Raw genomic sequence first — 14077 nt, 5'->3', positions numbered from 1 at the left:
CATGGCCCCGCCCCTTCTCAACCTCGACGGCATAAGACTGACCTTTGGCGGCACGCCGCTGCTCGATGGCGCCGAATTGACGGCGTCCGCCGGTGACAAGATCGCGCTCGTCGGCCGCAACGGCTCCGGCAAGTCGACGCTCCTGAAGATTGCCGCCGGTCTGATCGAGCCGCAAGACGGCGAGGTCTTCCGCCAGCCTTCGGCAACGGTGCGCTATCTCCCGCAAATGCCCGACATGGACGGCTTTGCCAATGTGCGTGCCTATGTCGAGGCCGGGCTTGGGCCTGCCGACGATCCCTACCGCGCCACATATCTGATGGAGCATCTCGGCCTCGCCGGCACGGAGAACCCCAACGATCTCTCCGGTGGCGAGGCGCGCCGCGCAGCACTTGCCCGCGTCATGGCGCCCGAACCCGATATTCTGCTGCTTGACGAGCCGACCAACCATCTCGATTTGTCGGTCATCGAATGGCTGGAAGAGGAGCTCGTCCGGACGTCTTCGGCGCTGATCGTCATCTCGCACGACCGACGCTTCCTCGAACGCGTCTCGCGCGCCACTGTCTGGCTCGACCGTGGCCAGACCCGCCGCCTCGACAAGGGCTTTGGCCATTTCGAGGAATGGCGCGACCTTGTGCTGGAAGAGGAAGAGCGCGAACAGCACAAGCTGGGCCGCCAGATCGTGCGCGAGGAGCATTGGCTGCGCTATGGCGTGACGGCTCGCCGCAAACGCAACATGCGCCGGCTCGGCGAACTGCAGACCATGCGCCAGCGTTTTCGCGGCCATCGCGGCGCCGAGGGCTCGGCCACCATGGTGGCCAGCGACGCCGCCGAATCCGGCAAGCTGGTGATCGAGGCCAAGAACATCGAAAAGAGCTTTGGCGACCTCACCGTGGTCAAAAGCTTCTCGACCCGCATCCAGCGCGGCGATCGCGTCGGCCTTGTCGGGCCGAACGGCGCCGGCAAGACGACGCTGTTGAAGATGCTTACCGGCGAGATGAAGCCCGACGCCGGCTCGGTGCGGCTCGGCACCAATCTGGAAATCGCCACGCTCGACCAGAAGCGCGAGGCGGTCGATCCGGCCGAGACCCTGGCGCAGTATCTCACGGACGGGCGCGGCGAAAACCTCGTCATCAATGGCGAGCAGCGCCATGTCGTGTCCTACATGAAGGATTTCCTGTTCAAGCCGGAACAGGCGCGCACCCCGGTGCGCGAGCTGTCCGGCGGCGAACGGGCGCGGCTGCTCCTGGCGCGTGTTCTGGCGCGGCCGGCCAACCTTCTGGTGCTCGACGAGCCGACCAACGATCTCGACATGGAGACGCTGGAACTGTTGCAGGAACTTGTCGCCGGCTTTGCCGGCACGGTCATCCTGGTCAGCCACGACCGCGACTTCCTCGACCGCACCGTCACCAGCATCATCGCCCCGGACGGAGGCGGCCGCTGGATCGAATATGCCGGTGGCTATTCCGACATGCTGGCGCAGCGCGGCGGCACCCGGCTCGACGACCGCAAGGCGCGCGCCAAGGCCGAAACCAGCGATGCGCCGGCGCCGGGCAAGAGCGAGCCGGCAGCGCCAAAAGGGCCGTCGAAGAAACTGTCGTTCAAGCAGAAATTCGCCCTGGAATCCTTGCCCAAGAAGATCGAGGCGGTAATGGCCTCGATCTCGCGGTTGGAAAACAACATTGCCGATCCCGCCTATTACGAGCGCGACCCGGCCTCGTTCCAAAAGACCATCGCCGCCCTCGACAAGGAACGCGCCACGCTGGCCGCACTCGAGGAAGAGTGGCTGGGGCTGGAAATGCTGCGTGAGGAGATGGAGGGGTAGCATTGCCTGCGGTCTTTTATGCGCGTATATTGTGCGCATGAAAGGAGGCATCTCCGTGCTTCAATCGACGCCAAAAACTCAGCGGACCTCTGTCAACACGTCCATTGACTCTCAGCTGATCAAGGACGCCAAAGCGTTGGGCATCAACATCTCCCGCGCTGCCGAAGCAGGGATCGCGAAAGCGATTGCGGCGGAGAAAACGCGTCGATGGCAAGAAGAAAACAGGGAAGCCATCGAAAGCTCCAACGAATATGTCCGAAAGAACGGACTGCCATTGGCTAAACACCGGCCGTTCTGATGGCGCGTTACGATTTCTATCGGAGTACCGAGAGCGACGGTTATCTTCTCGACGTGCAGTCAGATATGCTTGAAGGGCTGAGCACCAGGGTGGTCGTTCCTTTGATGCCGCCCGAGATTGCCCCGCTTCCTGGCCGCCGCCTGAACCCGACCTTCGCTATAAACGGCAAAGATCTTGTGATGGTCACACAGTTTGTGTCGGCCTTCAGCGCGTCCGAATTGCGGATGCCAGAGGGAAACCTTTCTAGACATCACGACGACATCGTCGCCGCCCTCGACATGCTGTTCCAGGGCTTCTGAGCGAAGGCAGCCGCTACTGCCGCCCGTCAACCTGCCGTCTTGGCCTGCCAGGCCTTCAGCGCCTCGTCGAACACCTTCTCGCCCGGAATGCCCTTTTCCATGGTCAGCAGCGCCCGGCGTCCGGTCTTGTAGACCACCGGCACGTCGATCCAGTCCTGGCCTCGAAGCAAGGTCATATTGGCGTCCTCGTCGGCCTTGGTGTCGTTGAGCGCCACCAGGAAGAAGCCGTCGGCGATCTTGGCCGGAATGCCGATCAGCGGGCTGCCGGCATCCTGTTCCGAACTCTTCATGGCGACGCGCAGGATGTTGTCGACGCCACCGCCGTCAAAGCCCTCGGGCGTCAGGAAGATCATCTCGATGATGTGGCTGGCCGGCAGCGTCTGGTCGGTATTGCGGCGGATGGTCATGCGCAGCTGGATGTCCTTGCCGGGAATGGTCGCCTCGGCGCGGATCGCCGGCTCGGGCGGCAGGTCGCCGCCGGGCGATTCCTGCACCAGCGACCAGACGATGCTGCCGGGTTCGGCCGAACCTTGCGCGGTCGAGGTGCGTTCCTCGTAGAAGATCGCCTTCTGGCCGACCGCAACGGTCGGCGCGGGAGCGGCGGCCGCCGGCGCAGCGGGCGGCGTGGCGGCGGCATCAGCCGGTGCTGCCCCATTGGCCGGCGGAGCGACGCCATCGGCGGGCGGCGTTGCCGGTGGCGTGGCGGAAGCGTCGGGCGCCGGCGTGGCGGGCGCGCCCGTGGCTGCGGCGTCGCCGGCCGGCGGGGTCGCAGGCGCTGGAGCCGCAGGTGGCGCTGGAGCCGGGGGGGGCGGTGTGGTCAGCGCGGCGACGGACTCGCCCTCGCCGATGCCGCTTTGACCGGCCGCGGGACCGGGGTCGGTTTCACCGCCTTCGGGCGACAGGCGCTGGGTGAACTTCGTTCCCTCGCCGGCAGCGGCCGGTGCCGGTGCATCGGCCGCGGGCTTGGCCGGCGCCGGCTTTACCAGCGGTTCGGTCGAGACCGTCTTGGTGTCGCCGCCGAGGCCCAGCATCGAGCCAAAGGCATCCTTGTTCAGCCAGATGCCATAGCCGCCGCCGGCGACCACCAGAAGCGCGACGACAGCCGCGATCAACCCGCCATAGCTGCGCCTGCGCTCGGCTGGGCGCAGGCGCTGGAACGTGTCCGCGACCGGCTGCTCGTCATTGGCGAACACATCGGCGCTGTCGTCGTCGGCGTCCAGCTCCACGGCTTGCTTGTCGATGGTTTCTGCACGCGCCGCAGGCGACGGCGGTGTCGGCGCGGGCCTCTGCCAGCTCGGCTCTGTCCTGGCGGTCGGCGCCGGCTGCACCGGTTTCGCCGGCTGCCAGGCCGGCGCAGGCGTGGCGGAAGGCTTTACATGACTGGACTGGTTCTTGTTGCGGTCGATGGAGGAGAAGATGTGCTCCAGCTCCGCCAGCGGATCGGATGCCGGCACCGCCCTGGCATAGTCGCGCTCGACGCTCGAGATGGCATCTTCCAGGGATCGCTTCTGCGTGCTTATGGCTTCCGTGGCCAGCGGCGGCGAATACTCCGCAAGCTTCTTCGCCAGCATGGTACGAACGCTTTCATAGATCCGCGTACGCTTTTCGGGCGTTTCGTCGCCGTGCTTGTCGAGCGCCTTTTTCAGAATAGCAACGAAATCTGCCATGCTTCAGTCGACCTGTATTTGTTTCCGCGCCGGCCCCCGCAAATCGGCCGCGATGCCCGGAAAGGCTTCAGAAAACTAGTCTTGAAACGGATCGGTCACAAGTATCGTGTCGTCCCGTTCCGGGCTGGTGGAAAGGAGCGCGACGGGTGCGCCGATCAGCTCCTCGATGTAACGGACGTATTTAACGGCCTGCGCCGGAAGGTCGTTCCAGCTGCGCGCGCCGGCGGTGGTGCCTTTCCAGCCTTCGAGCGTCTCGTAGACCGGCTCGACACGCGCCTGCGCGCCCTGGCTGGCCGGCAGATAGTCGATCGTTTCGCCGTCGAGACGGTAGCCGGTGCAGACCTTGATCTCATCCAGCCCGTCGAGCACGTCGAGCTTGGTCAACGCGATGCCCTTGATGCCGTTGACGGCGACGGCCTGGCGCACCAGCACGGCGTCGAACCAGCCGCAACGGCGTTTGCGCCCGGTGACGACGCCGAATTCGTGGCCACGCGTACCGAGAAATTCGCCGATCTCGTTCTTCTGCTCGGTCGGGAACGGGCCTTCGCCGACACGCGTCGTATAGGCCTTGGTGATGCCCAGGACATAGCCGATGGCGCCGGGGCCCACCCCCGAGCCGGCGGCTGCCTGGCCGGCAACGGTGTTGGACGAGGTAACGAACGGATATGTGCCGTGGTCGATGTCGAGCAGCGTGCCTTGCGCGCCCTCGAACAGGATGCGTTCGCCGGCGCGGCGCTTGTCGTCGAGGATTTTCCAGACGCGGTCCATATAGGGCAGGATCTCATCGGCGACCGAGGTCAGCTCGGTCATGATCGCCTCATGCGTGACTTCGCCATGGCCAAGCCCGCGACGCAGCGCATTGTGATGCGTCAGCAGCCTGTCGACCTTGAGGGGCAGCGTTTCCAAATCCGCCAGATCCATCACCCGAACCGCGCGCCGGCCCACCTTGTCTTCATAGGCTGGGCCGATGCCACGACGCGTCGTGCCAATTTTCGTCCCGGAATTGGAGGCGGCGTCCTCGCGGAATCCGTCCAGCTCCCGGTGCAGCGACAGGATAAGCGCGGTGTTTTCGGCTATTTTCAGGCGGTCCGGCGTGACCTCGACGCCTTGCGCCTTGAGTTTTGCCACTTCGGCGACAAAGGCGTGCGGGTCGAAGACGACGCCATTGCCGATGATCGACAGCTTGCCTTGCCGCACCACGCCCGACGGCAGCAGCGACAGTTTGTAGACCTTGCCATCGACGACCAGCGTATGGCCGGCATTGTGGCCGCCCTGGAAGCGCACGACCACGTCGGCGCGCTCCGACAACCAGTCGACGATCTTGCCCTTGCCTTCGTCGCCCCATTGCGAGCCGACGACCACCACATTGGCCATGTTTCTTTTCCCTTGAGATGCCGCCCTGGCGGCCTGGATATGGTTCGAAACGACAGGCCTCTATAGCGTCAAGACCTCGCAAGCGCGACCTTTCTTTGCCGTCGAAAATGCCCTGAGGCACAACAATTTTCGGCTTTGACATCATTTACTTGCGTCGGCGGGGGCAATAGGCCGGCAAACACAACTTCCCAGGCGGCCGGAATCCCGCATGCATCGACGCGCCTACCTTTTCCTGCTGCTGACCACCCTGCTGTGGGGCGGCAATTCCGTCGCCGGCAAGCTGGCGGTCGATCACGTCTCGCCGATGACGCTGGTCTTCCTGCGCTGGGTGCTGGCCGTCGCGATCCTGCTGCCGATCGGCTGGCGCACGATCAGGGAGGACTGGCAGGTGGTGCGCAAACACTGGTTCGTGCTGGCTGCACTTGGCGCCAGCGGCTTCACTCTGTTCAACACCATTTTTTACACCGCGCTCAACTACACGACCGCGATCAATGTCTCGATCGAACAGGCGGCGATGCCGGTCTTGATCATCATTGCCAATTTCTTCTTCTTCCGCCTGCGCGTGAGCTGGGCGCAGATTGCGGGCGTGGTGCTGACCATCTTCGGTGTCATCTTGACTGCCTGCCACGGCGATCCGCGCCGGCTGCTCACATTGGAACTCAATTTCGGCGACGCCATCATGCTGGTCGCGGTCGTCCTCTACAGCGGTTATTCGGTCGGGCTGCGGCTGAAGCCGGTGATGCGCTGGCAGAGCCTGATGTTGTCCCTGGCGATCGCTGCCCTCATCACCTCGCTGCCGTTCTTCCTGTGGGAGGTCGCCGCCGGCAAGGTTATCGTCCCCGATATCAGCGGCTGGGTGGTCATCGTCTATACCGCGATCGGCGCTTCGGTCATTTCGCAGATCACTTACATCAGGGGCAACGAACTGATCGGCGCCAACCGTGCCGGGCTGTTCATCAATCTGGTGCCGATCTTCGGCACGCTGCTGTCAGTGCTGATCGTCGGCGAGACATTCCAGCTCTACCAGGCGCTGGCGCTCGTCCTGGTGCTGGGCGGCATTTCGCTCGCCGAATACAGCGGGCGCAAGATGGCGGCACCGAACCGCCGCGGATAACATTTGGCTGCTGCCGCGCTGCGCCGCCGTCGCGATAACTGCTGCCGCGCGCCGACCTGGAACATTTTACCTCTGGCGGAGTTTGCTTGCGTGGGAGGCAACAAGATGAGCCATAACCCTCGCAGCACGGCAAGCATTGCCGGTCACCCCATTCATCCAATGCTGATTCCGTTTCCGATCGCCTTCTTTGTCGGCACCTTCGTTTGCGATCTGATTTTCTGGCAAACAGCCGATCCCGGGTGGGTCACCGGATCGCTTTGGCTTCTCGGCGCCGGCCTGATCATGGGCGCCTTGGCCGCTCTTACCGGCCTGACGGACGTTCTCGGCGATGTTCAGATCCGCAATCTCACGACGGCATGGCTCCATGCCGGCGGCAACGTGCTCGTCGTGCTGATCGAGCTTTATAACTGGTACTCGCGTTATGTCGGTGGAGCGGCGGCTGTGATCCCGACCGGCTTTATCTTGTCGCTGATCGTGGTTCTGGTCCTGCTGTTTACAGGCTGGAAGGGCTGGGAATTGGTCTATCGGCATCGCGTGGGCGTCTCCGACGGCACAGATGAATTGACCTGAACCGGCCTGTGCGGCGGCCGCCCCAATGATGGGGGAGGACCGCCGCGTCCGCCACGACGTCAACTACATCGCGTTGACGTCGAACTGCAGCCGCTTGGCCGAGTCTATCGACTTGTGCGCCTTGACCTGTTCCAGCACTTTTTCCGGGAACGGCGCGTCGAGATAGAGCAGCGCAATCGCGTCGCCGCCCGGCCGGTTGCGGCCGAGCTGGAAGTTGGCGATGTTGACGCCGTTCTCGCCGCACACCGTGCCGAGCAGGCCGATAATGCCGGGCGCATCGGCATTGGTTGTGTAGAGCATGTGCTGGCCGACCTCGGCGTCGAGATTGATGCCCTTGATCTGGATGAAGCGCGGCTTGCCGTCGGAGAAGCAGGTGCCGGCGATCGAGCGCGTCATGTGCTCGGTCTTCACCGTCAGCTTGATGTAGCCGTCGAACACGCCCGACTTGTCGCGCTTGACCTCGGCGACGATGATGCCGCGCTCCTTCACCATGATCGGCGCCGACACCATATTGACGTCGGCGACCTGCGGCCGGATCAGTCCGGCAAGCGCGGCACTGATCAGGGCACGCGTGTTCATCGTCGCGGTCGAGCCGTCGAACAGGATCTCGACCTCGTTGATCGGGTCCTCGGTGACCTGGCCGACAAAGGCGCCGAGCACTTCGGCGAGCTTGACGAACGGCTTCAGCCGCGGTGCTTCCTCGGCCGTGATCGAGGGCATGTTGATGGCATTCGAAACCGCGCCCTTGATCAGATAGTCGGCCATCTGCTCGGCCACCTGGAGCGCGACATTTTCCTGCGCTTCCGCTGTCGAGGCGCCGAGATGCGGCGTTGCCACCACATTCTCCATGCCGAACAGCGCGTTGTTCTCCGCCGGTTCGACCTCGAACACATCGACGCCGGCGCCCGCCACCTTGCCGCTCTTCAGCGCCGCGACCAGGTCGGCTTCGACGATGAGCCCGCCACGCGCGCAATTGATGATGCGCACGCCGTTCTTCATTTTGGCGATCGCCGCCGCGTCGATGATGTTGCGCGTCTTGTCGGTCAGCGGCGTGTGCAGCGTGATGAAATCGGCGCGGGCGAAAAGCTCGTCCAGCTCGACCTTGTCGACGCCGAGTTCCTCGGCGCGCTTGTCCGACAGGAACGGATCGAAGGCGACGACATGCATCTTCAGGCCGACGCCGCGCGTGGCAACGATCGAGCCGATATTGCCGCAGCCGATGACGCCCAGCGTCTTGCCGGTGATCTCGACGCCCATGAAGCGGTTCTTTTCCCATTTGCCGGCATGGGTCGAGGCATTGGCCTCCGGGATCTGCCGGGCGAGTGCAAAGATCATCGCCACCGCATGTTCGGCCGTGGTGATCGAATTGCCGAAGGGCGTGTTCATCACGATGATGCCCTTGCGGCTCGCCGCGGGGATGTCGACATTGTCGACACCGATGCCGGCGCGGCCGACGACCTTGAGTCTTGTCGCTGCGTTGATCAGTTTTTCCGTGACCTTGGTCGCCGAGCGGATGGCAAGGCCATCATACTGGCCGATGACTTCGAGCAGCTTTTCCTTGTCCTTGCCGAGATCGGGCAAATAGTCGACCTCGATACCGCGGTCCTCGAATATCTGGACGGCGGTGGTGGAGAGTTTGTCAGAGACGAGAACGCGGGGCGCCATGGCGGCCTCCTTGAATTGGATTGTCGGGAAAGGGCGGCCCGCAGGCCACCACGAAATCTCAGGCTGCGGCCTTCAGCGAAGCCTTCTGCGTGGCGAAGGCCCAGTCGAGCCAAGGCAGCAGCGCTTCGAGATCGGAGGTCTCGACGGTGGCGCCGCACCAGATGCGCAGACCGGGAGGTGCGTCACGATAGGAGCCGATGTCGTACGCGACGCCTTCCTTGTCGAGCACAGAGACGATCGCCTTGGCGAAAGCCGCCTGCCCGTCGGCGTCGAGCGCCGCGACATCGGCGTCGGTGAAGGACAGACATACGGACGTGTTGGACCGTGTCGCCGCATCGACCGCGAGATGGCCGAGCCAGGACGACTTGTCGACAAAGCCATCGAGCACGGCGGCATTGGCATCGGCTCTGGCAATCAACGCATCGAGACCGCCGATCGACTTCGCCCAATGAAGCGCATCGAGATAGTCCTCTACGCACAGCATCGACGGCGTGTTGATGGTCTCGCCCTTGAAGATGCCTTCGATCAGCTTGCCGCCCGAGGTCAGGCGGAAGATTTTCGGCAGCGGCCACGCCGGCTTGTAGGTTTCCAGTCGCTCGACGGCGCGAGGCGACAGGATCAGCATGCCGTGTGCGCCCTCGCCGCCCAGCACTTTCTGCCAGGAGAAGGTGACGACATCGAGCTTCTGAAAATCGAGCCTCTGCGCGAATGCGGCCGAGGTCGCGTCGCAGATGGTCAGACCTTTGCGGTCGGCTGGAATGAAATCGCCATTTGGCGCGCGCACGCCTGAGGTCGTGCCGTTCCAGGTGAAGACCACATCGCGGTCGAAATCGATCTTGGTGAGATCCGGCAGTTCGCCATAGCCTGCCTCGATCTTTCTGATATCGGCGAGCTTCAGCTGCTTGACCACATCGGTCACCCAGCCGGAGCCAAAGCTTTCCCATGCCACCATGTCGACACCGCGTTCGCCGAGCAGCGACCACAGCGCCATCTCGACAGCACCCGTGTCCGACGCCGGCACGATGCCGATGCGGTAATCCGCCGGAACCTGGAGAATTTCGCGCGTCAGCTCGATCGCCTGTTCGAGCTTGGTCTTGCCGATCTTGGCGCGGTGGGAACGGCCGAGCGCGGCATTCTTCAGTGCCTCGACCGACCAGCCGGGGCGTTTTGCGCAGGGACCTGAGGAGAAATTGGGGTTTGCCGGACGGAGTCCGGGCTTCGTATGCGTCGTCATCGTGGTCTATCCTTCCAGATAGTGGCCCCTCGTTGGGGAGGGGTGGCCCACGGACGGCGATATGCGTTCAGCCCTCAGGCGTCAAGAGGAAAGTTTTTGTCGCTGACAAGATAGAAGCAGTCCGGGATCAGGATGTCGTGAGCCCAAACGCAAACGGCGGATCGAAGAGATCCGCCGTCGGGTTTCGTATCTGCAGCCAGCCTACCAGAGGTCGTAGCGCAGCCCGAGCTTGACCGTCTGATAATTGATGCCCTTGTGGATGTTGAAGGCGCCGCTGTCATAAGCGACGTATTTGGCGCCCGGCACCGAGAAATATTCGTAGCCAAGGTCAACCGACACGTTCTTGGCCACCTGATAGGAAAGACCGCCCCCGATCGAATAGGCAAGGTTGAATTTGCCCTCCTTATCCGTTGCACCCTCGTAACCGGCCGGATCATCACAAGAGAACCCGCCCGTGCCGGACGAATTGGGGGCCACTTCCACGCAATCCTTCGCCCCAATGCTCCTGTAATATTTATTGTATGCGACACCGACCCCTCCGCCAAGATATGGAGTGATTCCAACATAGGTGCCGAGATCCACATAGCCATTGGCCATGATGCTGTAGCCTTTGTTGGAAGCATTGTCGGAAAGATCGCATGCCTGCGTAGCCGCGACGGAATTGATGGTGCCAAAACCGTCGTCCACAAGCGTATGGCCGTCGCAAGTGGCTGCCAACTTGGCGTGTTCCCCGAATTTGTCGGTCGGAAGAATCCCGCCGTTCAGTTCGACCCGAAGATAGTCGTTGACATGATACCCCATACCGAAACTGCCTGTGAAAAGGCTGCTCTCATCGGTAAAGCTGTTAAGCGGGCCGGTTGTCGCTTCCTCATGCTCGAAGGGATGGCTGAACGCGTAGCCGACATCCCCCCGCAGATACCAGCCCGAGCCGACCTCGACCGGTTGATAGTCCGGCGCCTGATCGACATAGATCGGCGGGTCGTAGTCCGCGGCTTGCGCCGGCGTCAGCAGCGCTAGCGCGAGTGCGGCAAGTGCCGGCGCTGTCAGCAATTTGAAATTCATGGGTCCCCGGCTCCTGAAATTGGCGCCCGTCCTTAATCGCGGGCGCCGTTTCAGCAAGCATTGTTAACCATAGTGGTTAAGTCAGGGTTAAGGATAACGGAGCGTTACCGAATTGATTTCGCCGGGCTTTTTCCTGGCGGTCAACGCCGTCTGGAAGGTCTCTTTGAGACCACAAACGAAACCGCCCGGCAAAAGCCGGGCGGTTCGCGAACTGGAAGTTTCGAAGCGTTTACTTGGTGTAGATCGGCTCGGGCTCGGGCTCGTAAGGCTCCGGCGGCGGGGCGCAGTCCGACCGGCCGAACTGGTAGCGCAGGCCGCCGCGCACTTCGTGCACATTGATGCCGCGATCGAAGCCCGGACCAGCGCCGGTGGTGCCGCCCAGTCCAGAAGCGTATTCGAACATGCGGCCGCCATTGATGTGGCTGTAGCGATAGCCGACATCGAGCTTGACGCGGTCGGTCAGGCAGTAGGAGGCGCCGGCCATGAGGGCGTAGGCGAAACGCCAGCCTTTGCCGCCGCGGTGCTCGAACGAACCGTCCCTGTCGGTGTTGTGCAGCGTATCCCACTTCAGCCATGCACCGCCGATGCCGGCGCCGACATAGGGCGTCACGCCGTGCCAAGTACCGATATCGACATAGGCATTGGCGAGGAGCAACAATGCCGAATAGGACGAAGTGTCGACGGAAGTACAAGGAAGCAGATCGCCGCAGGTTCCGCTGGTCGAGCCGCGGAATTTGGACTTGCTCATCCAGTCGAGTGTGAGATCGGTACGGAAATGCTGGTTGATCTGGTAACCGACACCGGCGCCGGCCGAAAATGCGCTTTTGAGCTTGCCGGTGTCGAAGTCGTTCGTGCCGGGTCCGTAGGTAATATAGTCACCACCGCGGAACTTCGACCAGTGATAGTCGATGTCGCCGCGGATGTACCAGCCGCCGAAATCGGCCGGCTGCTCGTAGGCGATCGGCGCCGGCGCCTCTTCGACCACTGGCGGCTCCGCCAGATCGGCGGCGAATACTGGCCCGGCCACGCCTGCGAACAGCGCGGCAAGGAAAGCCATTTTTGCTGCATTGAACATGTTTGTCACCCCTGAGAACCCGTCGGAACTTTGAATCCGCTCGAATGTGTTTGACCTCAGTTGTGGATAATGGATTGCAAAAGTTAAAACGCGTTTAACCCTGTCGATTAACCACGAATTCTCGACATTTTAGCGAACGGCCTCCGCCGGCATGACGCTGGGACCAACCCTGGCCGAAACAAAAAGCCCGCCTGCAGGCGGGCTTGAAGTCTTGAGCCGGCAGTTCGCCCCTGCCGTTGGACGCAGCGCAATCAGGCGGCGCTGCGCGTTTCCGAAATAATGTCGACGATGTCGTTGACCACGGCCTCGACCAGCTGTGGGTCGTCGCCCTCGGCCATGACGCGGATCAGCGGCTCGGTGCCGGAGGGCCGTATGACCAGGCGGCCGGCCTTGCCGAGACGGTTGCGCGCGTCTTCGATCACCGCCTTGACCGTGGCTTCCTCAAGCGGCTTGCCGCCGGCGATGCGGACATTCTTCAACAGCTGCGGCACCGGCTCGAATTTCTTCGACAATTCGCTGACCGGCCGGTTCTGCCGCTTGATGCAGGCCAGCACCTGCAGAGCCGAGACCAGCCCGTCGCCAGTGGTCGAGAAATCGGACAGCACAATGTGGCCCGACTGCTCGCCGCCGACATTCAACCCGTGCGCGCGCATATGTTCCACGACATAGCGGTCGCCGACCTTGGTGCGATGCAGCTGCAGCTTCATGTCGCCAAGGAAGCGTTCGAGGCCGAGATTGGACATCACCGTCGAGACGACGCCGCCGCCGGCCAGTCGCCCGCTCTGGTGCCAGGACTCGGCGATCAGCGCCATGATCTGGTCACCGTCGACGATGGTGCCGTTCTCGTCGACGATGACGACACGGTCGGCATCGCCGTCGAGTGCGATGCCGATATCGGCGCGCACTTCATGCACCTTCTTCTGCAGGCCGGCCGGATGGGTCGAGCCGCATTCCTTGTTGATGTTGAAACCGTTCGGATCGACATTGATGGCAATGACCTCGGCGCCCAGTTCCCAAAGTGCTGCTGGCGCCACCTTGTAGGCTGCGCCATTGGCGCAATCGACGACGATCCTGAGACCCGACAGCGACATTGAGCGCGGCAGCGTGCGCTTGGCGAATTCGATGTAGCGGTCATGCACGCCGTCGACGCGCTTGGCGCGGCCAAGTCCGTCGGAATCGGCGAGCGCCAGTTCGATATCCTTGTCGAGCATGCTCTCGATGCGCTCCTCGATCTCGTCGGAGAGCTTGTACCCGTCGGGACCGAACAGCTTGATGCCGTTGTCGTAATAGGGATTGTGCGAGGCCGAGATCATGACGCCGATATCGGCACGCAGCGAGCGTACCAGCATGGCGACCGCCGGTGTCGGGATCGGGCCGAGCAGGAACACATCCATGCCGGCCGCGCACAGGCCGGACACCATGGCGTTTTCGATCATGTAGCCGGACAGCCTGGTATCCTTGCCGAGCACGACGCGGTGGCGATGGCTGCCGCGCTGGAACGAGAGGCCGGCGGCCATGCCGACCCGCATCGCGATCTCAGCCGTCATCGGAAACTTGTTGGCGCGCCCGCGAATGCCGTCGGTGCCAAAATAACGTCCTGCCATGCTTGCCAGAATCCCCGTCGGTTTTTCAGCCGGCTCGTAATGCCACAATTGGTCCGAGCCCGACTATCACATTGTGTGATTGTATATTACCAATTCTTAGAAAATCATTGTAGCAGGCTGTTCGGAGCGTTGGGCAACGTACCATGACACGGTGTTGCCGCAATATAGCATTCACACTGGGCCACACCGCGCAGATTGGGCCGGTAAGCCGGACTGTTGGAGGGGGCAGATCGCAATGGATCCATCACCTTATCGGGAGAACGCCGTTTAGCATCTGGCGCAGCCTAGCGTTG

At 62.8% G+C, this 14077-nt stretch carries 12 protein-coding genes; 5 read left to right on the top strand and 7 right to left on the bottom strand.

Going from position 1 to position 14077, the window contains the following annotated elements; genetic code table 11:
- Position 1 precedes the first annotated feature (1 nt).
- From NKL06_RS19130 to NKL06_RS19120, 3 genes are read left to right on the top strand one after another with little or no spacing between them, the layout of a single operon-like run.
- A complete protein-coding gene (locus NKL06_RS19130) occupies positions 2 to 1822 on the top strand; it encodes an ABC-F family ATP-binding cassette domain-containing protein (protein WP_023693601.1) in 1821 nt (606 codons plus the stop codon).
- Positions 1823 to 1877: 55 nt separating this feature from the next.
- Positions 1878 to 2120, top strand: a complete 243-nt coding sequence (locus tag NKL06_RS19125; RefSeq protein ID WP_023693600.1) for a type II toxin-antitoxin system CcdA family antitoxin — start codon at positions 1878 to 1880, stop codon at positions 2118 to 2120.
- Positions 2120 to 2419, top strand: coding sequence for a CcdB family protein (locus NKL06_RS19120; protein ID WP_023673676.1), 300 nt, complete (start codon positions 2120 to 2122; stop codon positions 2417 to 2419). Before NKL06_RS19125 ends, NKL06_RS19120 begins: the two co-directional genes overlap by 1 nt.
- Before the next feature lie 26 nt (positions 2420 to 2445).
- On the opposite strand, the gene NKL06_RS19115 is transcribed toward NKL06_RS19120, so the two are convergent.
- Positions 2446 to 4086: a hypothetical protein gene (locus NKL06_RS19115; protein WP_286440138.1), complete on the bottom strand. Its 1641-nt coding sequence runs from the start codon at positions 4084 to 4086 to the stop codon at positions 2446 to 2448.
- 75 nt (positions 4087 to 4161) lie between these two features.
- Positions 4162 to 5460 (bottom strand): adenylosuccinate synthase, encoded by a 1299-nt coding sequence (locus NKL06_RS19110; RefSeq protein ID WP_023684197.1) that lies wholly within the window; start codon positions 5458 to 5460, stop codon positions 4162 to 4164.
- A 208-nt stretch (positions 5461 to 5668) separates the two neighbouring features.
- Here NKL06_RS19110 and NKL06_RS19105 point away from each other — a divergent pair, with 208 nt between their 5' ends.
- Positions 5669 to 6574 carry a DMT family transporter gene (locus tag NKL06_RS19105; protein ID WP_023684196.1) on the top strand — a complete coding sequence of 302 codons (906 nt, stop codon included), beginning with the start codon at positions 5669 to 5671 and terminating at the stop codon, positions 6572 to 6574.
- A gap of 105 nt (positions 6575 to 6679) precedes the next feature.
- Positions 6680 to 7144, top strand: coding sequence for a DUF2231 domain-containing protein (locus tag NKL06_RS19100; protein ID WP_023733022.1), 465 nt, complete (start codon positions 6680 to 6682; stop codon positions 7142 to 7144).
- Between the two features lie 63 nt (positions 7145 to 7207).
- Here NKL06_RS19100 and serA read toward each other — a convergent pair whose 3' ends face one another.
- The 5 genes from serA to glmM form a co-directional block, all read right to left on the bottom strand.
- Complete coding sequence (gene serA / locus NKL06_RS19095; RefSeq protein WP_023694610.1) at positions 7208 to 8809, bottom strand: phosphoglycerate dehydrogenase; 1602 nt, start codon at positions 8807 to 8809, stop codon at positions 7208 to 7210.
- 58 nt (positions 8810 to 8867) lie between these two features.
- Entirely contained in the window at positions 8868 to 10043 is a 1176-nt protein-coding gene (locus NKL06_RS19090; RefSeq protein ID WP_023694609.1) for a phosphoserine transaminase, read from the bottom strand.
- 201 nt (positions 10044 to 10244) lie between these two features.
- Positions 10245 to 11105: an outer membrane protein gene (locus NKL06_RS19085; RefSeq protein WP_023694608.1), complete on the bottom strand. Its 861-nt coding sequence runs from the start codon at positions 11103 to 11105 to the stop codon at positions 10245 to 10247.
- Between the two features lie 229 nt (positions 11106 to 11334).
- Positions 11335 to 12180: an outer membrane protein gene (locus tag NKL06_RS19080; RefSeq protein WP_023694607.1), complete on the bottom strand. Its 846-nt coding sequence runs from the start codon at positions 12178 to 12180 to the stop codon at positions 11335 to 11337.
- Between the two features lie 251 nt (positions 12181 to 12431).
- On the bottom strand, positions 12432 to 13784 hold the full coding sequence (gene glmM / locus NKL06_RS19075) for a phosphoglucosamine mutase (protein ID WP_023673591.1): 1353 nt from the start codon (positions 13782 to 13784) through the stop codon (positions 12432 to 12434).
- Between the last annotated feature and the right edge of the window lie 293 nt (positions 13785 to 14077).

The organism is Mesorhizobium sp. C268A (assembly GCF_040324475.1).
Classification (GTDB): domain Bacteria; phylum Pseudomonadota; class Alphaproteobacteria; order Rhizobiales; family Rhizobiaceae; genus Mesorhizobium.
This window is presented reverse-complemented; position numbering and strand designations above follow the sequence as displayed.

Coding starts and splice junctions, on each gene's coding strand:
- NKL06_RS19110 (WP_023684197.1), bottom strand. CDS start 5,460: ATGGCCAATGTGGTGGTCGTCGGCTCGCAATGGGGCGACGAAGGCAAG.
- NKL06_RS19115 (WP_286440138.1), bottom strand. CDS start 4,086: ATGGCAGATTTCGTTGCTATTCTGAAAAAGGCGCTCGACAAGCACGGC.
- NKL06_RS19120 (WP_023673676.1), top strand. CDS start 2,120: ATGGCGCGTTACGATTTCTATCGGAGTACCGAGAGCGACGGTTATCTT.
- serA (WP_023694610.1), bottom strand. CDS start 8,809: ATGGCGCCCCGCGTTCTCGTCTCTGACAAACTCTCCACCACCGCCGTC.
- NKL06_RS19080 (WP_023694607.1), bottom strand. CDS start 12,180: ATGTTCAATGCAGCAAAAATGGCTTTCCTTGCCGCGCTGTTCGCAGGC.
- NKL06_RS19105 (WP_023684196.1), top strand. CDS start 5,669: ATGCATCGACGCGCCTACCTTTTCCTGCTGCTGACCACCCTGCTGTGG.
- NKL06_RS19130 (WP_023693601.1), top strand. CDS start 2: ATGGCCCCGCCCCTTCTCAACCTCGACGGCATAAGACTGACCTTTGGC.
- NKL06_RS19085 (WP_023694608.1), bottom strand. CDS start 11,105: ATGAATTTCAAATTGCTGACAGCGCCGGCACTTGCCGCACTCGCGCTA.
- NKL06_RS19090 (WP_023694609.1), bottom strand. CDS start 10,043: ATGACGACGCATACGAAGCCCGGACTCCGTCCGGCAAACCCCAATTTC.
- NKL06_RS19100 (WP_023733022.1), top strand. CDS start 6,680: ATGAGCCATAACCCTCGCAGCACGGCAAGCATTGCCGGTCACCCCATT.
- glmM (WP_023673591.1), bottom strand. CDS start 13,784: ATGGCAGGACGTTATTTTGGCACCGACGGCATTCGCGGGCGCGCCAAC.